This is a genomic window from Verrucosispora sp. TAA-831 (assembly GCF_050780145.1).
In the GTDB taxonomy this organism is placed as follows: Bacteria; Actinomycetota; Actinomycetes; order Mycobacteriales; family Micromonosporaceae; genus Micromonospora.
The window spans coordinates 633,695-660,691 of sequence record NZ_CP192240.1 but is presented as its reverse complement, the minus strand read 5'-3'; the positions used below and the strand labels follow the sequence as shown (position 1 = coordinate 660,691).

General features: G+C 72.6%; 1 protein-coding gene (running past one end of the window). It reads right to left on the bottom strand.

All coding sequences use genetic code 11. From position 1 onward, the window contains the following. A protein-coding gene (locus ACQVFL_RS03280) for a hypothetical protein (protein WP_431728661.1) crosses the window boundary here: on the bottom strand, positions 1 to 26,997 show its 5' portion. Its footprint begins 21,474 nt before the window's first position; only the first 26,997 of its 48,471 coding nucleotides appear in the window; its start codon is at positions 26,995 to 26,997; the stop codon falls past the left edge of the window.

Here is a 26,997-nt window from a genome sequence, read left to right as displayed (position 1 = left end):
CTGCTCGTCCCACCGCTCCGCTTCGGTGGGCGCCGACGAGGTCGCCGGGGGCATGTCCCGCAACTGGCGCAACGTGGGCAGCCGTGCCGGTCGGGCCCCGGCAGCCAGCAGTTCCTGCACCACCCGGAGGAGGTCTTCGTCCTCCTGCTCGGCGACACCGGAGTCGTCGAACCACAACCCCGTGGGCAGCCCGGCGACCTCCCCTTCCTGGTATGCGCCGTCGGGGCGAAGGTCCCAGCCGCCGGTGCCGCGAACCGGTGTCACCAGAGCCGACGACATGTCGATCGACGGCTGCTGCGCCAACACGCTGATCACCGACTCACGACGATCACTCGGATGGCTCTGCGAGACCTCCTGCGCGGCCGCCTCGACCGCCTCGGCCAGCTCGGCCCGGAAGGTCGCCAGGTCCGCGTGCAGGCCGCCGGCCAACCGGCTGGCGCGCTCCCGCTGGCCCGAGCCGGGGTCCTGCCGCTCGACATCCGGGCGGGTAGCCCACTGCCACGCCTGGCCGATGCGCCGCCGCAGCACGGACCAACCGGCTTCCATGACGGTTCGCGATTCGCCGTGCAGTTCGTCGATCCGGTCGATGATCTCCCGCTCGACCAGGGGTGTCCCGTCCACGGCGAGCGACCGCAGCCAGAGCACGCTCCGACGCCACTGCCGGGCCGTCGCGACGACCGGGGTCTCGACGACGCCGGTGGCGGAGTCGGACGCGTACCGACCACCCGGCGTCACCGTGTCGGGGATACCGAGTCGCGTCTGCCGGATCCGGCGCACGAGTCCGGGCACCGATTCGGGACGCCCGGTGTCTCCGGCCAGTCGTGCAGCGTCCTGGCCCAGGAAATGGCGGTGCACGACCGCCTCGCTCCGCACGTCGACGAACGTGTCGATGAGCTCGTCGCCGTCGCCTGACACCGGCAGGACATGGACGAGATCGCTCTCCGGCGTTCGCATGAATGCCTGCATCCGGAACCCCGGCTCGCGGTCCATCAGGTTCCGCGACGCCTCGCCAACGCCGTCCATGAGGGAGACGAGAGGCCCCTCGCTGTTCCGGGATGTCCACCGCAGCAGGTAGTCGACCCACTCGTCCTGCGTCGGGACCCGCTCCGGCGCGGTCCGGGCGATCACCAGGCGCAACAGAGACGTGAAGAACTCCACGTTACTGAGCGGCCGTGACCGGGTCTCGCGCAGCGCTTCGGGGAGATCGTCGGCGGCGTCGTCGTCGGGATGCGTGTACGTGCCGTCGGCGGCACGCTGCCACCCGAGGTCGTCACCGACGGCGGCGACCGCCACCGGAGCCTCCGCCGGGTCAGGAGGACTGGCGTCCAGCTCCGTGGTCCCGTCGAGGTGCTCACGGTCGCCTGTGGTGGTGGTCGGCTCCGGCTCGTCGACCGTCACCGCGTCGCCGAGCCGCACCCCCCAGGCCAACCACTCGTGCATCGCGTGCAGCTCGGCTCGCAGCGCGGCCAGGTTCGGCCCGGCGGCCTGGTCGCCGACCAACGGGATCAACCAGACCGACAGTTCGTCCCTGGGCACCTGCGGCGCGACCCCCGCGCGGACCCGGTCGCCGAGCTGCGCCAGCAGCGCAGCGCCGCCGGTCACCCCCTGCTCGGCCGCCGACCGGCCGTCGACCATCGGCAGTCCGTCCGGCCCGGACAGATACCCGACCACGATCCCGCCCGCAGCGAAGGGCAGCGGATGCTCCGGCCGTACCCCGTCCCAGCCGAAGATCTGTTCCTGCCAATCCACCGTCGTGGTGGTGGCGAACACCTGGTCGAGCCAGTCGTTGGCGGTCAGGTAGCGGTCTGATGCCGCCGCTGTGTCCACCTCTGGGGACTGCAACGGCTCCAGCACGCGCCGCAGGCGTAGCGGGAAGTCGGGATCCCGTGCGTCGGCATCCTCGTAGAACGACCCGTAGCGGCTGAGCAGGCTCTCCGCGAAGTCGACCACGGATCCACCCCGATCGGGCCCGGCCGGCCACAGCCGGTACGCCGCGCTCAGTCTCGGCAGATTGAGACCGTGCACGCCGTAGGCGATCGCCGCCAGCTCGGCCACGTGCACCAGGTCCCGGCGGGAGCGGAGAGCGTCCTCGTCGGACGTCGGCATGCCGAGCCGTCCCGCCAGCGCGGTCAGGGCGCGTACCGCGACCGCCGGGTCGACCGGCACACCGGTGGGCTCGGTGAGCCCGGCCTCCTCGGCCTGCTCCAGCAGAGCATGGAGCAGGAGACGAAGGGAGTCGGCGTCCTGGCTCGGGTTGGCGTACGCACTCAACCTGGCTCGGAAGTCGCCCGACGAGTAGCCGGTCCCGAGCGCGCGGCGGACCAGATCCCAGTCGGCCGCCGCGACGTCGTCGGTCGTGGTGTAGCCGTCCTCGTCGATCACCGGCGGTGTGCGGGACGGCCGGTGCACGTGCACGAAACCGTCGTCGAAGCCGACGCCGATGTGACTGGCCAGGACTCGGGCCACCCAGATCCCGGCGCCCACGACCGTCCAGGGCGTCTCCCGCTCCGGGGTGCCGATGACCACGCGGGCGGCACCGGCATCCGTCAGGTCCGGCGATGCGTCGACCGGGCCGACCCACACCCGGTCGTCCACGGTCGTCACCTGCCAGCCCGGATAGAGCTCGAAGGCACCGTCTCCGAGGTTGCGCAGGAGGTAGGGCTTGGCGAGGGTCAGCGTCTGGCGCTGTGGATCCAGGTGGACCGTGTAGTAGCCGGCGAAGGGCGGCAGGGTGACGGCGTGGTTCCGAGCGTGGGGTACCAGATGGGCGGTGTGCGGTCCGGACACGTCCAGCAGGTCCGGAGCGAGTGCCAGCAGGTGCCAGCCGCCGAGTATCTCGGCCAGACCCAGCGCCTCCGGCACGGTGAGCCGTCGGGCCGGCGCGCCCACCAGCTCCACCAGCGACGGCCTCCGCAGACCGGCGGCCAGTGCCGCCAGCACCGGCCCGGCATCATCCAGATCATCGAGCCGCACCAGCACCAGCGGCCGGTCCGCGCTCGCCAGGCGGGCCGGTGGCACCGCTTCCACTGACGACGACGGAGACACGAAGCTGCCGGCCGGGATGGCCAGCGCGGTGTATCCCTCCGGCGGCACGACCTGGGCGTTCGGGTCCGTCAGCCAGTCCTGTACCGAGCCGCCGGCCTCGAAGTCGACCTGGATGAGGTGCGCCTGCGTCTCGAGCGGCAGAGCCATGTAGAGGATGGCCGCGTCGGCCATCTCCCGCATCGCCACGGCCTGCCGCTGGCCCAACCAGCGGCGGAGCCGAGGGCTGAATCCGTCGATGCGATCCACCACGTCGAGCAGGCCGGTCGCCTCACGGTAGGGCGCCCCGGCGGCGGTGATCGCATCGATGACCCGGCGGCTCTGCTCGCTGTCGACCGTGATCTCCGTCCACAACCGCTCACCCGAGCCGATGCGCAGGTCGCCGGCCACCTGACTGGCGGCCAGTTCGTTGCGCACCCGGGCATCGTTGGTCAGCGGCGTGATGGCGAAGGCACCGACCAGTCCGGCCACCGCCTGGCCGGCCACCACCGCCTGCTCGTAGTGCACCATCTCGTGCACCAGGGTGGAGACCATGCTGTCGAAGGCACTCGGGTCGACGTTGACCCGCCACGCCTGGCGGGAGAAGAGACCGGCGGCGCCGGCCCTCTGGTTTCCACCGACGGTGAGGTTCTGCGGCAGCAGCAGTGGGCCACCGATGTGGGCCGCGATCACATTCGCCAGGCTCCGCCACGCCTCCCTGTCCTCATTCGCAAGAAGGGCGCGATGCTCCTGTACATGCGCTCGCACGGCGTCGTGCAGTGCCGGATCCGAGGTCGCCAGCAGCCGGTGGTCCAGCAGCGGATCGGACGGCCCGACGACCGTGACGGGCAGCGGTCGGGCCTGCCGCAACGTACGCCAGGCCTCCTGCTCCTGGAAGGCGTCCACCTGGATCTGGCGCGTCGCCGGATCGGCGGTGTTGGTGTGGCCCGGCCGCACCGTCCACCCGTCGTCGACCAACTCGGTCAGGACCTGCTGGTCGTGATAGCGCTCCAGGAGCGCGTCGAGTGGAGTGGGACGGTGTGCATTCGTCACCGTGCCGGCCTCGTCCACCCGCGCGTAGACGAGGGCGCTACGTCGTCCGGTGACGAGCCGGTACAGACCGACCCCGGGCAGCGTCAGATGATCACGGATCCGCGTACCGGCGTCGACGACGTGCCGGACGTGGTCGATCGCCGAGTCCAGCCCGGCGGCCTCGGCGTACCGGGCGAAATACCTCTCGTCGGACGGGGACATGAGGGGTGCCCGCCACCGCCGGCCGCCGTCCGCGTCGGCCACCGCACGGAGGCGGTAGATGTCGCGTCCCGTCTCCGGACTGACGATCTGGAAGGTCTCCGGATCGATCCTGCGGCCCGACACCGGACGGGTTCCGCCGTCCGCCAGCGTCTCCGTGACCACGTCGAGCGGGGTGCCGTCCGGACCGGTCGGCTCCCATCCGCCCGCCTCACCCACCCACGACGTGCGGAGTACGCGGGCCGACGGGGCACCGCCCGTCGGCGGCAGCGTCCATCCCAACTGCTCCAGCCGGTCGCGGGCCACCCGGTTGGCGATCACCCTGGACACGCGGTAGTCCTCCGCGGCGAATCCGGGCGAGGCGACCGACAACCCGGCGAAGGACCCTACCCCCGGCGCGGGTCGCATGCCGTACTCGTCGACGAGTACCCGCCGGATCCGGTCGTTCGTGACGAACCTCGACTGGTAGTACTCCTTGCCGCTGTTCTCGGTGACCAGGTATGCGGCCAGGTGCACGAGGCCGGGCACGTCGGAGTTGTTGTACAGCGCCATCGTCGTCACGTGGTCGGCGTCGGCCCGCATGGTGTTGACGGTGTGACTGCCGCGAGCGTCTCCCCGCGGGCCGAAGACGTCGAGGATGATCCAGCCACCCTCCTCCACGGTGCCCGCCAGCGGCTCCCGCAGCCGCACGGACGAGCCGTCCGGGGCCAGCGCCACCGGCCGGACCAGCGCTGCGGTCTCCTGGAGGACCGGCCAGGCGGTACCGTCGAAGGCGTTCAGGTCGACGCGCCGCTCGGCCGGGTCGACGGCACTGGTGTGACCGGCGCTCAGGGTCCATCCGGCGTCGCGCAGCGTCGTCACGACATCGTGCGCGGCGAAGCGGTCCAGGACCCAATCCAGCGGCGATGGTCGATATGCCGACCACACCTCGTCGTTTACGACCCTGGCCCGGACCAGCACGGTCTGTCCGCCCACCCGATGCCGGTAGAGCTGGTGGCCGGCGGCTCCGACCTCCACGGCCCCGGTGACGGGCTCACCATGGGTCACGATGTGCGTGACGAAGTCGCGTGCCTTGTCCTCGGCCGTACGCGAGCCCAGCACCCGCTCCATCCGGTGCCGGACCCGCTCGGCGGTGCCCTGGGCAGCCGTCCAGCCGACGTCCCTGGCGAGTGCGTGGAAGTGGCGCGCGTCCTGCGCCGACAGCACGCCTGCCGTCCAGGCGCGAGCGCCGTCCGGACCGGTCCTGGCGGTCAGGCGATAGGCGGCACGTCCGGTCGTCGGGTCGACGATCTGGAAGTCACCGGCAGCGTCGTGCCGGCCCGCCACCCGACGGGATCCGCCGTCCGCCAGCGTCTCGGTGACCACCGCCAACGGGGTACCGTCCGGAGCCGTCGGTGCCCATGCCGCATCATCGCTGGTCCACGGGTGGGTGAACGTCGGCGTCGTCGCGGCCCCACCATCCGGGGCCAGTGTCCACCCGGCCTGCTCCAGCCGCTCCTGCGCGATCCGGTTGACCGTCTCACGCGAGCCCCGATAGTCGGGTGCCCCCTCGACGGAGGAGGGCAGCGTCTCCATCCGGTACTCGTCGCGAAGGCGTTGCTGCACCTTCTGGTTGATCACCTTGAGTAGCCGGAAGTCGGGTCGGGTGCTGTGCCGGGTCGCGTGCCAGGCGACCAGGTCCAGGGCTCCGGGAACGTCGGAGTGGTTCACCAGCGACGAGGTACCGACGAAGTCGTCACTCTCGACCGTGCGCGTGTCGAAGCTGCCCCGCGCGGTGCCGTCGGGCCGGTACACGTCGAAACCGGTGAAGCCGTACCGGCCGTCGGTGCCCTGCGACGGCGGACGCGCCAGCACGTACGAGCCGTCCGGGGCCACCGCGACCAGGTACGGCATCACCTCGGGGGCCGCCGCACCTCCGGCACCGGCGACCGACACCGGAGCCTCCGCCGGGTCAGGAGGACTGGCGTCCCACGAGCCGAGATCCGAGTCCGTCTCGGCGTCCGGCAGGCGGTCCTCTTCGACCGCGGCCCGGAGTCGGTCCTCCGTCACGCCCAGCAGGCCGTGACGATCGTATACATTGATGGAGGTAATCAGCAGCTCAGATCGGGCGCTCTCGTCGACGACGTCTCCCTGACCACCGGTGTGCAGGCCGACCCGACGCGCCAACCCGGTCAACAGATCGACGACGCGGTCCGGATCGGCCTCCGCGTCCCCACCGGCGAGACCGACCAGTTGGTCGAGCAGCATGAACGGCAGGTAGCCGTCCGTGTTAGCCATCCGCAAACCCGTGACGAGGAGATCACCCTCAGCACCGAAGGCGTGGCTCCACAACAACCCGTCCCGCGGATCGACGGCGATCACGTCGGTGATCTTTCGGAGCGCTGGTGGCGAACCGACGCCTCCGTACACCTTCCACAGATCGTCGCCCAGGGGCCTGCCGGCCTGCGACGCCAACCATTCGGTGAGCCAGATCCCGAGCCGGACCACCGACCACGGTGTCGCCACCCCCGGTGCACTGATGGCGACCGACTCGACCCCGAAGGAGGGCACGATGTTGACGGTTTCGTCGGGTCGGATCCAGATCCGGTGCGGCGTGACCTGCACCGCCCAGCCCGGCACGAGTGCGAATCGGCCGCCACCCAGGTTGGCCAACTGCGTCACGTGCGACACCGGCAACGGCTCGCTCTGCGGCTCGGCATGGACCGTGTAGTAGGAGACGAAGGGTCCGACCGCCCGAGTGTGTGCGCGGGAGTATCCGACGAGATGGTCGGCCCGTTCACCCCGGGTGATCAGATCCGCCCGCAGTGCCAGGTTCTGACGGTCCTGCAACAGAGCGGCAAGGGCCATCACCCGTGCCCCGGCGACCCGGGGCACGACCAGATCGACGAGGGCGTTCGCCGGTAGGTCGGTGGCCACCCGGCGGAGGATCTGTCCGGCCTCCTCCGCAGAGGCCGCGTGCACCACCACGATCGGGCGCTCGGGGTGCACGAGATGGCTCGGCGGTGGGACGGCGGCACCGTTCGTCGCTCGGAGTTGGACGCCAGGGGGCCCCGACCATGCCACCTCGACGCCCGAGTCCGGGTCGATCCGGATGTCGATCTCCGCACGCCAGTCGCGGACCGATCCGTCGGCGAGCAGACGATCGTGGATGCCCCGCACATGCGTCTCGACCGACGGGTTGTGCATCAGGGCAAGCATGTCGGCGCGGAACCGCAAGACCTTGCTCTTGTCACGCGTGAGGCGTCGGTCCAGTCGCGTCGAAAGCTCGCCGTCCTCGGCGGAGCGCACGTCCGTTTCGAGGCCGAGCCATGTGTCAGCAGCCTGTAGGGCGCGCTGCAACGGTTCCCGCATGCCTTCGGCTTCCGGATCCCGCAAACTCCTGGCCGAGGCGATCCGACGATCGCCGGCGGGAACGGACATCCGCGGGAGGTGACGTCGGGCGTGAGGGGCGGCGACGGGACGGTCGACCGACTCCCGGAGAGCCCTCCCGTCATGCCCCGCCTGTTCCACGAGCATCCGCTGCTCGGCGCGCAGAATCTCCGCGAACAGCGTGCCGAGGGTGCGGTCGACCGGCTCCGTGCTGATGCTCAACGACCACTCTGCGTAGCTCAGGGCGGTGGGCCTTCCCGGCACCACCTCGACGCGGAGTTGCGGCAGGCCGACCCAGTCGGTCAGCAGGTTCGTCAGCTCCGTCCATGCCTGATCCCGTGCGCCGCCGCCTGCGGTGAGCGTCGCGTGGTGCTCACGAGCCCAGGTACGCACGACTGCGGTCAACTCGGGGTCGAGAACGTCGAGAGGCGGCAGGACCGGGCTCTCGGGGTCGATGGTCGCGACCGGCGACAGCGGTCGGTACGCCATGTCGGTGGATCGGTCGAGATACAGGACCGGACGCTCGCCCGGATTGGTGTGCTCTGCGAGCACACCACTGCGGACCACGATGTCGACGTCGAGTGCCCGAGCCAGCACCACGGCCAGGTCACGGCTCACCGTCGGGTCGCGGGGTTGCTGCTGCCCCAGGTGCTCCACCAGAGCGTCCAACCGGCCCTCCGGGGCGCTGCCGAGCGCGGCGGCGGACTCCTGCGGCGGGAGCGTACGCGCCAGCTCCGCGCGCAGAAGACGCCGCCGACTCTCCCGTGCCCAGCCGTCGAGCGCTGCCTGGACCAGACGCGAGAACTCCTGATCGCTGGCCCCTGGATGCTCGCGCCGGATGTTGTCCTCGGCGATGGCCCGTCGGTGCTCGGTCGGTTCGGGCGCTGCGGCCAGCGCCGGGAGCCGCGACCCCAGTTCGAGCAGCGCACCGGGCGGCATCGATTCGACACGCCGTACCGGTTCCGCGCTGGCAAGGTCGCGATCGAGGTCACCGAGCTGCTCGATCTGCGCCACCACGTGGCGGCGCAGTCCTGCCGGGGCGCTGACCCCGGAGGGAAGGCGAACACCCTGCCACCCGGCGGCGTCGATGACGGCGCCCAGCAGACCGTGTTGCGCCCACCGTCCCGGCCGCGGATGCAACTCCGGCGTCGACACGGAGAACCGGCCCGGCTCCCGTTGCGCCAGCCACGTGCCGATCCGGTGCAACAGGCTCGTGGCGGGTGCGGACCGCACGCCGTCCAGCCATCCCGCTGCGGTCCGCAGGATCGCGACGTCCTCTTCGGTGGCGCTCTCCGGCCGGGCAGGGGTGGCCAACCAGACCGACTGGGCCGTCTCGTACGGGTCGGCGACGCTCGGGACGGAGGTGGGCAAGGTCCACTCGGGCAGGGGCATCTGCGCCTGGAATCGCTCGTGCCAGACGCTCACCGACTCGTCGCTGTCGTCCAGTAGGTTCCACAGGTTCGCGGCGGCTCGGCGCCGGTCGGCGCGTGCGGAGTCGAGGTCCGTGCCGGGTGGTAGTGCGCTGACGAAGGCGTGGAACCGGGCGTAGAGCCCATGCCAGTACCGCAACGAGAGGTGGCGCGTGTAGGTCCGCTGCACCGCCTCCCTGGCGGGGAGATCCGAGTCTCCCTCGACGATCTCGGCCAGGAACGCGGCGGGGTGCTCGTCGTCGGGAGCGAGCAACGGCATGTCCGGCCCCCACCGGACGCCTCGCGGCAGACTGGTCAGTCGCTCGCCCGACGGATGTGACGACGTCAACACGAAAAGTGAGGCGATCTGCGTGGCTCCTGGTGGGTCCAGGTCCAGCACGTCCAGCAACGCGTGAAAGTCCGTCCAGCCGGACAGATCGAGCAGCCAGTCGTCGAGCCAGCGCAGCTCGGGATCGAGCCGGTCGTACCCGCCACCACGCGACGGGACGGGCCTGGTGCTACCGACACCGCCTTCCACCGCCCGGATCAGCGCGAGGATGAGTCGCAGCCGCGCCTGTAGCCCCCCCAGCCCGAACGCGAGAGACAACGGCATCCACCCGGTACGCACGTACTGCAACATGCTCGTGATCTTGGCCCGACGACCGGACTGCCCGCTGACGGCGGCGCGGTCCGGACTGGACGACAAACGGAGCAGGAGGTCCGCGTACGTCTCCGCGACGTGTCTGAACGGACGGGACAAGGAGCCCGATTCCAGGCCGGGAGAGCGGGCAGTAATGAGGACAGATGCCTCACCGGCCCACGGTCGCAGTGTCTCCATCAGCAGACCGAGCGCCCGCCACACCGGCGGACTGTCCACCAGCCCGGTCAGAACGACGTCATATTCCTCAGAGCCGGAGTCCTGATCAACCGGTCTACGTCGGATCTCCTGGTTCCCGAGCCCCTCCCACACCGCGTACATGATCTCCGGAATCTGGCCGAGCCAGCGCTGGTCATCGCGCGAGTCGGACCAGAACCGGCGGTCGGAGCGTTCGGGAAAACCCTTGAGCCGGAGCGTGATGCGCATGCCGAAGGTGGTGCCCGTCTCCGGCCCAGCCAGGCCGCCCAACGCGTTCTCGACGAGGTAGGGCAGCGGTTCCATACCGGCCGAGACACGCTCCTCCAGCCACCGCACCAGATCCTGCGCGGGCGCGCCGGTAGCACCGAGGTCCGGCCACTCGCCCTGCCCATCCGCGGAGCCCCGGTCCACCCGGTTCGGCACCTTCAGGTTCCACGGCAGCAGTGGCATCGGAGCGGAGAGCAGATTCGCCAAGTCCGCGTCCGAGATCCCGGCGACGAAGCGGTACGCGGCCCGGATCACCTCGTCGGGCAGTGCCACCCGTCCGGTGATCATCTGGCGGGTGAGGGTCGGCCAGGGTTGCTCGGCCAGCATGCCGGAGAAGTCCACGCCTTGCTGGACCGCCGCCCGGAGCACCGCCTCCTGCCAGCTCACGCGCTCGCCCCGGACGTCGACGGAATTGCTCAGCCGGGCAGTGAGGGTTTCGGCGTCGAGGCCGGACGTCGACAGGTCGACGGCCAGGATCTCACGTACGCGGTCCGCACTCGGTGTCTGTGGCTCCTCGACCGCCGTGTGCGCGACGGTGGGATCGTCGAGCACCCGCCCCAGTCCCGGCACCTGCGGCCCGGCCCGGTGGTCGACCTGCTTCCCACCGAGCACGAGTCCGGCCGTCTGGGCCCGAAGGGCTGGATCGTCGAGCAGCCCGATCAGTCGGTGTGCCCGGTCTCCCAGCCGGTGTGGGCCGCCCGCCCGTGACGGGTCGCGGAAGGCCGGGCCGGTGAAGCGCCATTCCCACATCTCCTGCGGAAGCGGTTGCCGGGCGACACGCACGAGTTCCGCCGCGATCCGGACGCGGGCCTGTAGGGCGCCGGGCCAGACCTGGCCGGGAGTCACGGAGAACGAGACGTGGTCGCCCGAACGCCAGTTCGCGTGAAAGACGAGTGGACCGGTGCGGTGGTGCCGCAGAAATGCTTCGAAGGAGTCGAACTCCCGAATCAGGTCTGCGTGTATGTATTTATACCCCCCGTCGAAGGGAGTGAGCCCGGCGACCGTCAACACGTCGGCCTGCGTGTAGTAGAGGTGAGCCAATCGAAGGTAGGCGGCCGCGTCCATGCCGAACCCGGTCCGGACGGAGATCGCCACATGCAGGGCGGCGGCACTGCGCGGGATGCTCTCCGTCAGGTGGGCCAGTCCAGCCCAGTCACCACGTTCGGGCCCGAACTCGTAGCGCAGATCGCCGTCCACCAGGCTGGCCCCGCGCAGTTCCGCGACCGTCTCCGGCAGAAGACCGGGCTCGGTCAGGGTCAACTGGATCGTCACACCGGTCAGCTCGGGGGCCTCCGGCAGGAACGGCACCAGCCATGCGCCGGGCTGACGTGCCCGTGCCAGTGCCTCGACCACTGCGAGCGGGTCAGCGCCACCGATGAACCGATGGAACAGCTCGGCGGCCTCGCTGGACTCTGCGGAGGCCAGCGCGGCGGCCTGGACGGCGCGATCGCTGTAGCGGCTGAGCGCGGCCGAGCCCTCACGGTTCCACACCCGCCAGAGCTGCTTCGGGCCGAGGGCGTACCTCTGGTACATGGACTCGGCCCATGCCTGGTAGTCCGTGACCACCTGCTCGATCGTGGGCCGCACACCGCCCGACACGGTCGGTTGCCGCCGGGTGTTCGCGTACACCGCCACCGTCTCCGGCGCACTGTGCAGTAGCTCCGCGATCTCCAACAACAGGTCGATACCGAGCCAACTACCGTCGTCGAGCAGCGTCGGAAGATTCGACGGGACGGTCCCCGACCGCTGTACGAGCCGGAACAGTCGATCGGTGATCGTGTCGCCCGACGATAGCCCCGCCCAGCCGGGCCGGGCCCGGATCGACTGGGCGACGTCGTACGCGACGCTGAAGCGGTCGCCGTCGGGCGTCTGGTTGAGCCGGTCGAGGTCGTCGTCGGGTCCGAGCACCGCCGGGTCGACACCGAGGACGGATGCGAGCGCGAACAACCGCGCCGGATCCTGCACCCCGAGGCGGCGGGCCTGATCGACGACCCGGTCGGGAACCTTCCCGATCCGGAGACTGAACGCGGTCACCCAGGCGCGGCTGACACCCAACTGGCTGGCCAGGGCCGCCTGTGCCGGCGTCGACAGGTTCATCCGCTTGGCCAGCGCGTACAGCAGTTCGAGGTAGCCGCGCTGCTCCGGGAAGTGGTCGTCGGTGAGGAGCCCGACGACCCGCGTCTGCGCGGTGGAGTCCAGTCCCCACTGCCAGGTGAGCCACCGGCCGATCAGTCGGCTCCGGTCGGTCGTCGACTGCCAGTCGCTCGCGCCGAGTCCCAGATCGGTCAGGAGCGTCAGCGGTAGCGTGGCCGCCTGATAGACATCGGCGGGAACATGGTCCGGATCGCCCCAGATCCGGGCCGCCAGACCGGTGGCGATCGAGTCCAGATCCTGTTCCCAGAATTCCGTTTCCAGCGGCAGGAGGTCGGCGACCGGAGCGAACTGGTGCAGGTGCACCTCCCACTGGATGGCCAACTCGATCAGCCCGACCTGCGGCGTCCCGGACGGCACCCGATAGGTTCGCGTCGCCGCCAGATCCCGGCCGCCCGACAATCGCGCGTAGTCGAGGACGTCCGCCGGAGGTGCCTCCATCCTGCGTGCCTCGTCGAGCACCGCGAGGTGGTCCACCCACGGGCGCGTCATGATGTCGCGCTGGATGTCCCACTCCTCGGACTCGAACCGCTCGCTGAACCACGTGGCGAACCACAGGTCAGCGGCGCGCTCGACCGGCAGCGGGCTGATCGACGCTGCGCCTCTGGGCGGCCGGTCCGGGTCCCTGACGCGGTCGAGGAGCCCAGCGGCGCTCAGCGCTCCCGGGTGGGCGAGGACATCCTGCATGTCGGCACCCATCAGGTCGAACAGCTCGACCGGCGTCAGGCCGTGGGGGCTCAAGTCCGACGGGGTGTGCGTGCCGACCCACAACGCCCACCACGGCGCGCCGGTCACGTCGTCGAGGCTGTTCCGAAGGTGCGTCACCAGCTCCGCGACGGAGAGCCGGTCCGGTTCCGGCACCGGCACCCGCGGAGATGCCGACAGCAGGCGCGCCGCCGACCGGAATGGCATGAGGTCCGCCGGGGCGGCGTTCATCCGCCAACCCCACTCGAGCAGGACCGGTGGCCGCACCTCCGCCCGATATGCCAGCCTCGGCAGGTAGCTGGGCACCTGACCGGTCTTTCGGGTCAGGTCGAACAGCCAGTGCGCCTCGCCGTCGTCCAGTTCCATCCGCTCGGCCAGACCGACCAGGCGGGGCAGGTCGGCCCAGGCGTTTGCGGCCAGTGCCCGCACCTCGTCGGCGGACACCCCGAACCGGGTCGCCCACCTGATCGCCTGCGCCTCGGTGACCGGAGGCACCTGCCGGTACAGGCCGGACGGCGTCAACGCGCCGAAGGAGCCTGCGACGTCGTACGGCGTCAACGCGCGGAGGAAGCCGGCGATGTCGTCCAGCGGCCGGTCGCCGAGCATCCGATAGAGCTGTAGCCGTAGGTGCCGGGACGACAGCTCCGCGAGCAGCGCGGTGGCCGGGAAGCCGAGTCGGCCACTCAGTGATGCGTACCGGAGGAGTTGCTTCGGCGTACGGAACCCGTGCTCCCGGGCGACGTCGAGGACCGCCTCCCCCAGCGAGCGAAGCGGACCGCCCTGCGTGGACGCGGTCGCACGCCGCACGCCCTCCCGCACCACGTCACCGATCATCAGCAGCGCGGACCAACTGTCCGCTGCCGAATCCGTCCACTGTGCTTTTCCAGGCGTGCTGGAGTCGGTGGGCACTACGGGCGCCGGGGACTGCGGCTCGGCACTGTACGGCGGTGGTTCGGCCTCGGTGGCCTTCGCCGCCGACCGGAGCTCGTCGACCAGTCGATTCAGATCGTCGGCCACTCGCTCCGGCTTGTCGGCCTTGGGAAGACCGAGTTCCGCCACCACGGACGTCGGATCGTCACCCCGATGGTGCTGCTCCCAGGCCCAGTCGAACGACCGCGACATCAGGTGCGCCGGCAGCGCGTCCAACAACTCCAACGACACGCCCCGGGCGTTGAGCCACCGCAGTACCGGCAGGTCGGCCGGGTCCAGAATCAGCCGGCGGCCGATGTCGGCCAGCAGGCCCAGATCGTGGTCGGTGTACACCCCGTACGGCCGCAGCCGCCACCGCAGTTCGGCCAGCAGTTCGTCGGGCGCGATGTCGTCGCGTCCGGCCGCCGTCGCGGCCAGCTCGCCACCGAACACCTCCAGCGCGTACGGATCCACCCCGAGTTCCACGGCGAGCAGGTACCAGGCCCGCAGGAGTCCCGGAACCGCACCGGTCGGGTTCGCGCCGAGCGACGACAGTTCCCGGCGACGGCCTTCGATCTCGACATGCTGCGAGGCGATCTCCCGCGCGGCATGACGTACGCGGGCGGCGGCGGCAGTCCGCGCGTCGCGGATCCTGTCGACGTCTGCCGCCGCCCTGGCCAGTTCCTCCTGCGTATCGGCGAGTTCCGTGACCAGGGCCGCATGGTCGGCCAGCCGCTCCCGGTCGTGTTCCATCCGACGCCGGAGGTCGTCCGCGCGGGTCTGGAGGCGTTCCGCCGCACCGTCGAGGGCGGTCTCCTTGGTCTGCCAGTAGCCGTGGTGGTACTCGGCCGACCAGTGCGCCTGCTTCGCCCGGTTCAGCTCGACTTCCGCGTGTGCCAACCCGCCGCGCTTGTGGGTTAGCACCGCCGCCACCACCAACGGCTCGATCCGGCCCGGCTCCGGCACCCGCTCGATGAGCTGCACCCACCGCAGCAACCGGGTCAGCCGGGCATCCTCGACCACCAGGTCGTCTTCACCGATGACCTCCAGCAGCTTCGCCAGCCGCCAGAACCCCGCACCGTCGAACCCGTTCGGCTGACTCCTCAGCAACCGGTCCCAGCCGTCGGGGCCACCCAACGCGTCGGTGAGCGTCCGGTGCTGGTCGGCGCTCAGCCCCGAGGCCGACGGTGCTCTCCGCTGCTCGGCGCTCAGCGTCGACGCCGCCCGCTCGTAGGTGGGCAACTCGTCGCGCAGCGGAACGGCGTCGCGCATGATCCGGTCGGCGTCGCCAGGCGACACCGACAGCTCCACCGCACCGTCCAGCCGGACCGCCAGTGGCGGCGCTGCCGCCGAACCCGTCGGAGTCACCTGCGCGAGCAGCCCCACCCGGATCCGCTCGCGGCTGGTGCCGTCCCGATCCGACCGGCCGAGGCGTACGCCGCCGAACATGGCCAGCTCGATCCGGATCGGACCCGCCGCCACACCCGATCCACGCAGCGCGTCGGGCAGCAGCGCGGTCAGCCCCGGCGCGGAGAGTGCGTGATGGATCTCGTCCACCATGACCGGGTCGGCCACCGCCCGGTGGGGCCGGACGCCGCCCCGGGCACTCGCCGACCGGCGGCCGGTCCAGCGGCCCGAGTGGAGTTCCGCCATCACCGCGTCGTTGAGCGCACGCACCGACGTCGGGACGACCGCGCTGACCTGGATCTGTCCGTTCCTTACGGCGTCCGTGGTCACCGCCAGCGACCGCAGGCCGAGCGCCCCGAGCGTCTCCTGCGGACCGCCGGGCAGTGCCGGCACCGGCGCGACGCCGTCGCGATCGATCCGCAGCTTCGGCTGCGTCAGGATCTGGTCCGGCACCGTCACCTGCTGATCGAGCAGCACCGCACGGGTCTGTGGCAGATCAGTGACCGGTTCGAGGCTCGGAAGTCCCGGCGGTACCGGCCCGGTGTGCTCCAACCGCACCGTCACCAGCAGAGATGCGTCGTAGCGATGCGCACCGTCAGCCGAATCGACGTGCCGGTAGGGGCCGGCCGACTCGGCCCGCACGACCAACCGGAACCGGTCGTCCCCGGACCTTCCGGACCGGGCCGGGCGGATGATCACACCGGCCTGAAATTGTGCGGCCGGGACGGCCCTGAGGCGCTCGGTGGAGAGCAGCTCGGTCAACCGCCCCGTCGACCGGCCCGACGCACCGATCACGCTCCAGCGGCTCTGCACGAGTCTCGGCGCGTACGCGCCGACCACGTCTCTGGCGGCCTCCGACACGGGATCCGGAACGGCCGGGTCCGGTGCCGAGAGGGAACGCTGCTCGTGCTGGAGGGGAAGCGCTGCGGCGGGCAGGAGTTCGGGTGGCCACGTCCCGACCGCCACCGGCGTCTCGGCCGGATCGGGCGGGCTGGCGGTGATCTCGGCGGGCTCGTCCGGTGCCGATCCGGCCCCCGCGACGAGGGCGGGGTCGTCCCTGCGGCCGGGCCGGGGCGGGGTGGCGACGGTGACCGGCGCCTCATCCGGCATGGTGTCCCAGGCGAACAGCCGGTCCAGTTGCCGTTCCCGCTCGATCGCCGGGCCCTCCAGCGGCAGCGCGGCGTAGTCGACGCGTGCGGAGGCGTACGCGGCGTTGGCACGGATCGTCTGGAGCGCCAGTTCGGCCCCACCGCGCAGGGTCCGGGCCGGGTCTGCGTCGTTGGCCCGCTTGCGCTGCACGGCGTCCTTGTACACCCGGTACAGCTCGCTCCGACGCGCCTCCACCGCCTCGGTCGCCCCCCGATCGGCACCGAGCCGACCCCGGTACAACTGCTCGCCGTACTCGTGGTCGTCGGTGCCCGGCACGGCCGGGTCGTCCAGCGCGGCCTGGAGCACCCGGTCGTCCTCGACGGCGAGGTGCCGCCGCAGGTCCGCCACCGTGCGGTGGGTGGCCGCCAGGTAGCGGGCCATCAGGAAGTACTGCTCGACGTGCTCCCACTCGTGGCGCATCGTGGTGACCACGGCCTGCCAGGTGTCCAGCTTGTCGGAGAGCAGCAGACGCCAACGACGATGTTCGAAGCCACCGTGCAGATCATGGCCCTTACCATCGCCAGGACGGCCGGGGGCGTTGAGTGTCGGGTCGAACGCCGGCACCGGCACGTGTCCCGGCCCGGCCGGATTGAGCGTGTCCGACAGGTACGCCCAGAGCTCCTCCTTGGCCTCCAGGCTGGGCTTACCGGTGAGACCGTGCCCGATCCGGCGCGCCGCCTCGTGGTACTCGACCAACCGGCGGTCCTCCGGCAGGTGGCGGTCGGGTCGCTCGGCGACCAGATCCTTCATCTCCAGCCGGCTCAACCGCTGCTCCGGCAGGCCGCGCAGATACGTGCTCAGCTCGTCCCACACCTCGCCGGGTGGGTTGCCCCCGGGCGCACCGACCAGCACCAGCGTCTTCGCGTTGTCGGGGCGGGCCAGGAACCCGGTGATCACCGACTCCGGGGCGCCGGGCGGGCGAATCCAGATCAGGTTCGGGTACTCCACCAGGGTGTGCCCGGCGGCCATCGGCCGGGTCCGGACCCTGTCGCTCAGGGTGGTGTCCTCGTCGACCAGATACCAGCCGTCGTCCGCCGACGCGCCGCCGGGCAGCCGGGGGAACGGCACCGGCGTTCCGGCGGTCACCTGACCGACCGGTACGGCCATGACCGCCCCCGCCGGCAGGTGCCGGTCCACGAGCGACCGCAGTTTCTCCGGCGTCACCCGCCGCCCGGTGCGCGGCATCTCCACCTGCTGCCGACGGGTGACCGCCGGGTCCAGGGCACGGAGGTACCGGCCCACCACCCTCATGTCGGTCACCGACCGGTCGACCCGCAACGCCTCCCGACCCGCCACCAGCGGTGCGCCCGCGTCCTCCGCCGACGTCGGGGCCGCGCCCCGATAGAGCCGGTAGGTGTCGGCCTGCTCGTGCCGGATCTGGTATCCCTCGGGGACGGCAGCCGCGCGTACGGCCAGTTGCGCCTCACGGGCTCGCCGTTCCTGCTCGGCCTGCCGCGTCCGCAACGCCTCGTCGAGCTCGCGCCGCCGCCGGACCTCCTCGGCCTGCCGGACCTCCTCGGCCTGCCGCGCCGCCTCCCGCTCGTGGATGACGAGCGTGACGCGCTGCTCGTACGTCAGGCCACGGCCCTCGCCCCGGCCCCGCAGCACCGTCCACTCGGCCTCGGTCAGCGGGCCGGGCAGCTCACGCGGGGGCAGCAGCACCGGTTGCCGGTCCCGGTCCAGCACGATCCGGACCCCACGGTCACCGTACGGGCTGCGCCCCTGCTCGGCCGCCTCCACCTGCTGCCGGAGCTGTCCGGTCCGGGCATCGTCCGCGCCGACCGCGACCAGTTCGTCCAGCTCCGCCCGGCCGCGCTGCGCGAACGACCGCAGTGCCTCCACCACGTCCCGCCGCCGCAGCGGCGACAGACCCGCGCCGAGCCCTTCGCCGTCGAGGATCCGCTGCTCGCCTGCGGACGGGGCGACCACCGGCGGCACCGGCGGGGGTCCGTCCGACGCCGGGACCGGTGGCGCGGGCTGCTCGTCGTGGGAGTGCGTGACCTCGCCGGTCAACACGGCTTCGAGATGGGCGATCCGGTCCGCGCGCCACAACCGTTGCGAGACCGAGCCGCCCGGCAGGGCGTCCCAGGCGCGCAGCTCCGCCAACTCCGCCTGCACCTGCGCGGTCTGCCAGGCCCAGTTGCGCTCGCCGACGACCAGGTCGATGCGTTGGTCGAACGGCAGCCCCCGGCCCTCGCCCCGACCGGCCAGCACCTCCCGCTCGGCCTCGGTCAGCGGCTCGTCGCGGACGTCCGACGGTGGCGGCTGTCGCACCGGGGCGACCGGCCGCACCAACGGGGCCGGCCGGTCACCGGCCGAGGCGTCGCCCACCAGGGCTTCCAGGTCGGCGATGTGCTGCGCCCGCCACTCCTGATCCGACGGCGGCTCGTCCGGCAGCGGCTCCCGGTCCCGCAGCTCCGCCAACTCGACCCGCAACTGCTCGGTCTGCCAGGCCGCGTTGCGCTCGGCGACCACCCGGCCGACCCGCTGGTCGTACGACAGGCCCTCGCCCGCCCCCTGTCCGGCCAGCACCCTCCGTTCGGCCCCGGTCAGCGGCAGGCCGCGTACGTCACGCGGTGGCAGCAGTTCCGGTCGGCCGTCCCGGCCGGGCACCACCCGCACGCCCCGCTCCCCGTACGGGCTGAGGCCCTGCTCGGCCGCCTCCACCTGCTGCCGTAGCCGGGTGGCCTGCCGCAGGTCTGCTGGACCGCCTGCCGCCGTGAGGTCGTCGATGCGGGTCCGCGTCTGCTGCACGAACGATCGCAGCGCCTCCACGGTCTGCACCCGCCGCGCCGGTGACAGCCCTTCGCCGAGACGCTGACCCGCCAGGATCCGCCGCTCCGGCACCGACGGACGCTCCACCGTCGGAGGCGGCGGACGCTCCACCGTCCGCACCGGGGGTGCCGACTCCCCGCCTGCCGGGCGCTCGCGGATCACCGACGGACTCTCGACCGGCCGCACCGGCGGGACCGGTTCCTCGGTCACCGGCGGCAACGCGTCGTGCTCGGTGACCACCACGGTCTCCGGTCGCGGCGGCGCCGGCTCGCGGCCGTGTTCCAGGACCTCCCACTCCACCCGGGTGGCGGAGGTACCAGGCGTGGCGCTGTCGCGTGGCTGGACACTCGGGCGTCCGCGCTGGTCCAGGACGACCCGGAACCCGCCGTCGCCGTACGGGCTGAGGCCCTGCCTCGCCAGCTCGACCTGCTGCCGTAGCTCGGTGATGCGGGCGGCGCCGGCCGCAGCAGCCGTCGGGCCCTCCATCCAGGTCTCGGCGCCCCGCGCGAACGACCGCAGCGCCTCGACCGTGAGCACCCGGTGTCCCGGCGACAGGCCCGCGCCCAGACCTTCGCCGTCGAGGATCCGCTGCTCCCCTTCGGACGGGTCGGTGATCCGTCGGGAACGCGCCTGGAGGTGGGCCAGCTCCGGCGGCAGCATCGTCGGCGTCTCGACCCCGGTCGCCCCGGACTGCCGCGCCCAGGCCCGCTCGTTGAGCACCAGGTCCACCCGTTGGTCCGGCCGCAACCCGAAGCCGGCACCCCCGCCCTGCAAGACCTCCAGCTCCGCAGGTGTCGCGTTCTCCCACGCCCGCGCACTCCGGTCGGCGGTCGACGTTCCCGCAGGCGGCCTCGGCACCGGTACGACGATCGGCTCCGGCGTACGCCCGGCCAGCGTCGACTGGATCTCGGCGATCCGCTGCGACCGCTGCACCCACTCCGAGATCGGCTCACCGGGCGTGCGCACCTGCCGCCGCAGGTCCGCCAACTCCGCCCGCAACCGCTGCTCGGACTGCCGCGCCCAGGCCCGCTCGTTGAGCACCAGGTTCACCCGCTGGTCGGGCCGCAACCCGAAGCCGGCACCCCGACCGGCCAACACCTCCTGCTCGGCGGGCGTCGGGTTCTCCACTCGACGCGGTCCGGCACCGGACGGCCTCGACACTGATGCGGGCTCCGGCGTACGGTCGCCCAGCGCGACCTGGATGTCGTACATCCGCTGGGAGCGCCACACCCACTCCGAGATCGGCTCACCGGGCGTGCGCACCTGCCGCCGCAGGTCCGCCAACTCCGCCCGCAACCGCTGCTCGGACTGCCGCGCCCAGGCCCGCTCGTTGAGCACCAGGTTCACCCGCTGGTCCGGGCGTAACCCGAAACCAGCTCCCCCGCCGTGCAGGATCTCAGTCTCGGCGGGAGTCGCGTTCTCCCACGCCCGGGCGGTCCGCTCCGCAGCCGACTCGCCCGCAGGCGGCCTGGGCACCGACGCCTCGACCGGTTGCTCGCCAAGCGCCGACCTGATCTCCGCGATCCGCTGGGACCGCCGCACCCACTCCGAGATGGGTTCGCCCGGCGTCCGCACCCGACCGCGCAGATCCGCCAACTCCGCCCGCAGACCCGCCTCGACCTCAGCCGCCCGCCGCGCCCAGTTCCGCTCGTTGAGCACCAGGTTGACGCGCTGATCCGGCCGCAACCCGAACCCCGCACCACCACCCTGCAAGATCTCCCGCTCCGCAGGCGACGCGTCCTTCCAGGCCCGCGTACTGCGCTGCGCAGCCGACTCACCCGCGGGCAGCCTCGGCAACGACACCTCGGCACGCACACCCAACGCCGACTCGAGTTCCGCGATGCGCTGATCCCGCCACAACCACTCCAGCCTGTCCGGCTCCACCCGTGTGGTGGCGGGGGCACCGGGCGTGTCGATCTCAGGTGCCCGCAGTTCGGGGTTGCCACGCCGGTGCAGCACGACCCGGACTCCACCATCCCCGTACGGGTTGAGGCCCTGCCGCGCCAACTCCACCTGCCGCCGCAACTCGGCCTGCCGCGCCGTCCCGGCCGCAGCCGCCTTCGGCCCCGCCAGCCAGGTCTCGGCGCCCTGCGCGAACGACCGCAGCGCCTCCACCACCAGCACCCGCTGATCCGGCCGCACGCCCGCGCCCAGCCCCGCACCATCGAGGATTCGCTGCTCCGCCTCGGACGGGTTCTGCCCCCACTGCTCCCGTGCCCGCAGATCCGCCAGCTCCGCCCGCAGACCCGCCTCGATCTCAGCCGCCTGCCGCGCCCAGTTCCGCTCGTTGAGCACCTGGTTGACCCGCTGGTCGGGGCGCAGCCCGGCACCCGCGCCCCCGCCCTGCAACACCGTCAACTCGGCAGGTGACGCGTTCGCCCACGCCCGCGCCCGCCGGTCAGCAGGCGACTCACCCGCAGACGCCTTCGGCACCGGCACGTCCACCGGCTCCGGAGCGCGTCCGCCCAGCCTCGACTCGATCTCCGCGATCCGCTGTTCCCGCCACACCCACTCCGAGATCGGCTCACCCGGAGTCCGCACCCGACCCCGCAGATCCGCCAGCTCGGTCCGCAACGCGTCCTCGGCCGCTTTCGCGTACTCGGCCGAGATCCGGTCGTTGAGCACCACGTTCACCCGCTGGTCGGGGCGTAGCCCGGCGCCCGCACCCCCGCCCCGCAGCACCTCGATCTCCGCAGGCGACGCGTTCGCCCATGCCTGCGCCCGCCGGTCAGCAGCCGATCCGGGCGCTGGCGCGTCGCCTCTGGCCGGTGCGGGTTCCTGCCCGGTCGACGGCTCGGGTCTAATGCCCGGCTCGGGCTTGGGACCCGACTCCGGCTGCACCGTCGCGGCAGGCCCGCCCTCGGCCGGCGCGACCTGGGATGGCGTCGGTCTGGCCGGTTGTTCGGTCGTCGACGCGGGCCGACCATCCCGGATCGGCGTCGTCGGCTCGGGCGTTCCGGTAGGCGGCGTCGACGACCCGGCCGGCGGTTCCGTCCGTCCCGTGCCGGGCCCCGGCGCGGACTCCAGACGCTTCGTGCCCGACTCCGGGCGCTGCCCGAACGGCTCACCAGGTCGCGGTGCCGGGTCGGCGGCCGGCGGGTCCTTGCGCAACGTGCCGGGCTTGACCGGCCCGGACTCCGGCGGCGACTCCAATCGCCGGTTCGCCGACTCCGGACGTTGCCCGAACGCCTCGCCCGGCCGCCCCGCGTCGCCCGCCGGCCGGTCCTTGCGCACCTTCCCGAGCCCGGCCGATCCCGACTCCGGCGACGACTCCAACCGCCGGGTGCCCGACTCGGGACGCTGCCCGAAGGTCTCGCCCGGCCGTCCCTGGTCACCGACGGGCCGGTCCTTACGCAACTTCCCAGGCGTGACCTGCTCCGGCTCCGGGGACGACTCCAACCGTCGAGTCCCCGACTCCGGACGCTGCCCGAACGCCTCGCCCGGCCGCGACTGCCCCGGCGGCTTGGTGGCGTCTCCAGGCGTACGGGAACTCTCGCCCGCCCGCGTCCCCGTGCCCAGGTTGACGTCATCACCCGGCTTGGGTCCGCCGCCGGGCTTGACCTCTGCGCGCTTGGCCGCGCCCTCCACCAGGTCCGCCATCTGTCCGTGCAGACTGTCGCGGGCCGCAACGGGCTGTCCGGCCGACCTCGGGCCCGGTGCGGTGGCCGGACCGGACCGCGCCCCGAAGACCTCGCCCGGCTGCGACCCGGCCGGCGTCCGGGTGTCGGTGGTCGTGACGCGGTCCGGGACACGCTTGGCACCGCTCGGCGGTGCCCCCTCGGTCCCGGAGGGCGAGCGTTGGCCGCCCTGCCCGGCTGGTGCCCGGGTCTCGCCCCCGACGCCCCGGGGCGCGTCACCGACATCGCGGACGCCACGGGTGGCCCAGGCCGGGTTGTCCACCGTCGGCTCGATGTACCGGTCCGGGGTCACCGTCTCGGTACGGCTGCCGGTGCGCGGCTCCCGCATCCCCAGCGGGCCCTGCGATCCACCGGTACGCGACGAGCCGCCGCCCTCCGCCCCGGCCGAGCGGCCCGGTTGCGGGCTGCCGGTGTCGGTCCTCGGCGTCGGCGTGTCGGTCGACCGGGGCGGAGTGACGACCTCCCCGGTTCGGCCCGGTCCCGTTCCGCCGCCGTCCAGGCCCCGCCGTCCCGGCGGGACCGGGCTGCCGTCGGCGTCCGGCCGGGGTGCCCGGCCACCGAGCTGCTGGCCCTCGCCGTACCCCTTCCAGCTTCCGCCGGAGGCCGGCGCGTCCGGGGTGGTGCCCCTGCCCCCCGGTGCGATCCCGCCGCCGGTGTTGCCGCCCGGTCCCGCCGACTTGATGACGACGGAGGGCGGTTGTGGGGCCGGTGCGTCACCGCCCCGACGGAACATTCCCCCGAAGTCCTTCAGCGAGTTGATCAGGCGGTCTGTCGTCCCGCCGCCGAGCCGGTTTCCGGGACCGGGCATGTCCGGGGTCGGCCGGGAGGTCACCGCGAGCGGCGCGGGCTCCGGTGGGTTGAGTTGCCACCCGGGGCGGCCCTTGACGTCGACCATCTGCCCCCGGCCCCGGTCCAGGGCGGAGACGGCGGACTTGCCGGGGGTGTGCTCCTGCCAGGAGTAGAAGCTGCCCTCCGGGGCGCGCCCGCCGGAGTCCGGCAGGACGCGGTTGTCCCGGTCGGGCATCCGCATCCAGCGGTCCGACGACTGCTGGTTGCCGGCACCGGGCCGGCCCTGCACCGCCTCGTCCGGCAGACGGACCCACTTCTCCCCGTTGATCTCCCGGACCTGGGCGGGATATTCGCTGACCTGGTTGTTCCCGGCCGGTCTCGACGAGACACCGAACTGGTCGTCCCGGACCGCCTTGCCGTCGCCCAGGCGACGCCCGGCGCCGGGGTCGGGTGGATCCACCGGATCGGTCCGGGGCGGTCGGCCGAGCCCTCCCGGGCCGTGCGGCTCGCCGCTGGATCCGCCGAGCCGCACACCCGGCGGTTGCTCCGGTCCACGTTGCAACAACAGGAACTCGGTGCCGAACTTGTCCCGTCGGATGTGCCAGTCCCACTCGCCGGTGTACTGGTCGCGGCCCGAGGTCTTGGGGGGTGGCGCCTCGGCAGGTGGCGGGACCGGGGCTTTCGCCTCCAGGTCGGGTCGCGGACCGCCGGGTCCCTTCGGCCCCACCACGGGTACGGGCGTCTGGTCCGGATAGGGCGCCCGAGCGTCGATGCCGTCGGGCCCGGTGTGCCGCGGACCACCGGGCATGGGCTTCGTCGGCAGCGGGACCTGCTTGAGCGGAGTATCGACCCCCGGCTGACCACTGAACTGCCGACCCGCGCCCCCCTGCGCGTCGCCGCCGACGGGCCGCCGTGGGGTCAGGGCGGTGATGTGATCGTCCAGGCGCTGCACGACGAGGGCGTTGCCACCGGTGGGCTGCCCGCCGGGGCTGTCGGCGAGGATCCTTTCGCGCAGCGCGCGCATCTCGGTCAGCGTGCCCGGCCGACTGGACTGCGACACCCCGGGTTGACCCTTGCCGCCGCCTCCCTCGGCGATGAGGTCGCGGATCCGCGCGTCGAGGTTGGCCTGCACCGGGTTCGTCTTGCCCGGCTCCGGCGCGCCCTTCGAGGACGCGCCCACCGGGGCGGTGTCCGTGGTCGGCTTGCCCTGTCCGACGACCGGCGGCTGGTCGCCGTTGGTGCCGCCCGGACGGGAGCCGGGCGGGACGTCGCCCGGGACCTGTTCGGGTGCGTCCGGCCGGGTCGTCGCGTGCGAGGTGGGTCGGGGTGACGTGACCGGAGTGTCCGGCCGGACGGCCGGCGGCTCGCCGGAGACGGTTGCCCGGTCCAGCGGTGGTCGCGTGGTGACCGGGGTCCTGACGTCTGCCGGCAGGTCGTTGGCGGCGAGGTTGCCCCGTGGGCCGGGCTGCCCGGCAGGTGGCACCGGTGTGGACGGCTCGGGGGTGGCCGGTCTCGGGGTGGGCGTGGGGACGTCGACCACCTGGTTGGCCGGGATTCCCTCGACGGGGCGCCCTGGACGCGGGGCCCCGCCGATGGTGCCGCCGCCGGGCGTGTTCACCGGGTTCCCCTCGACACCCGGCTGGACCGGGCGGGCGGGCGGCGGAACGGACACGGTGGGGTCGGGAGTACCTCCGGCAGGTCTGCCGCCCGGCAGCGGAACGTCCGCCACCGAGCCGCCGCCCGGCCGGACCACGGGCGGGTCGACGGTCACGCCCGGACCGGGCGGCGGCGTGCCGGACCGGGTCGGTGTGGGAGCGTTCGGGGACACGTCCCGGACAGGGCCGTTGCCGGGTAGGTCCCGCGCTCCGCCCGGGGTGGCGGGCAGGTCGGGGCTGGCGGCCGGCGGCCGTCCTCCGCCCGGCGTGGCGGGCAAGTCGGGGCTGACAGCGGGCGACCGTCCTCCGCCCGGCGTGGCGGGCAAGTCGGGGCTGGCGGCAGGCGACCGTCCTCCGCCCGGCGTGGCGGGCACCGGCTCGGGCGTCAACTGTGACGGCGGCCGAGGGTCGGCGGTGACGGCACGCGGAGGCGGCGCGGGCGCGTCCACTCCGGCCATCGCCGGTCCACCGGGTGTCCGCGTGCCGACGGGTGGCGCACCCGCGTCGGCCTTCGGCGGTGGGGTGGTGCGGGCGGGCGGTGGCAGGCTGCTGGCCGCGTTGCCGTTGCCGACCGCCGGTGGCCGGGTATCGGGCTGCGACAACCCGGCTCGGGGTTGCGGTCGGGCTGGTGGTGGCGTGGTCACCGGGCCGTCGAGGCGGGCCGGCGGCGGTGTGGTCCGCGCCGGTGCGCCGCCGGGCGCCGAGGGCGGGGGTTGGTCGACTGTGGTGGGGCGGGTGGTCCGGGTCGGCGCGGCACCACCACCGGCGGTCGCCCGCCCACCGGCTGGGCGAACCGGTGGCGGCGTCGAACTGGCACTGACCGGACCCGGTGTCGGGGGCCGGCCACCGAGGGCACTGTACGGGGGTGGTGCGCCGAGCGGTGGGCCGTCCGGCGAGCCGACGCCCGGTATGTCGCCGCGACCGGTCCGCACGTCCGGGGTGGGGGTGTCGCCGGGTCGGCCACCGGTGTTCGTGCCGTCCAGGCCCTTGACCGTCGGCACGTCGGTCGACTTCGGCCCACCGCCGCCGACCTTGCCGAGGCCCCGGGTGGAGAGTCCGAACAGACCGCCCAGACCGGCGGCGGCACCGACGCTGATCCAACTCTCGTTGGTGATCTCGAACTTGCCATCGACGTGCGACGCGATCGCCTGGGCGAAGACCTCGGCGGCAAGTTGGGTGGAACCGAACACGGCCGCGCCGATACCGAACTGGAACGACAGGTTGACGATGGCCCGCAGCGCCGTGGCGAGACCGGCGACCGCCCGCGCCATCGCCGCGACGAGCGCGGCAAGCGCCGGGCCGATCGCGAAACCGACGATGAAACCGAAGAGCAGTCCGAAGATGACGCTCAGGATCGTGACGAGGGACTGTTTGCGGAGCTCTTCGAGCTTCTTGCGGATCTCGTCCGCCATCTTGCGCAACCGTCGGGCCCAGCGGCGACACAACTCGGCGGTGTTGCGGAGGTTCTTCTCGAGATTGGGCAGCGTGCGGGTGGCCGCCGCCCGCCCGCTTCCCTGCCAGTTGCCGACCTGGTTCAGGGCCTTCGACGGGACGAGGCGCAACCGATCGAGGTCCTCGGCCTTGGCCTCCCACTGCGCGGCGAGCGCATCGAGTTTGTCAGGATCCGGATGGGTGTCGCTCGCCAT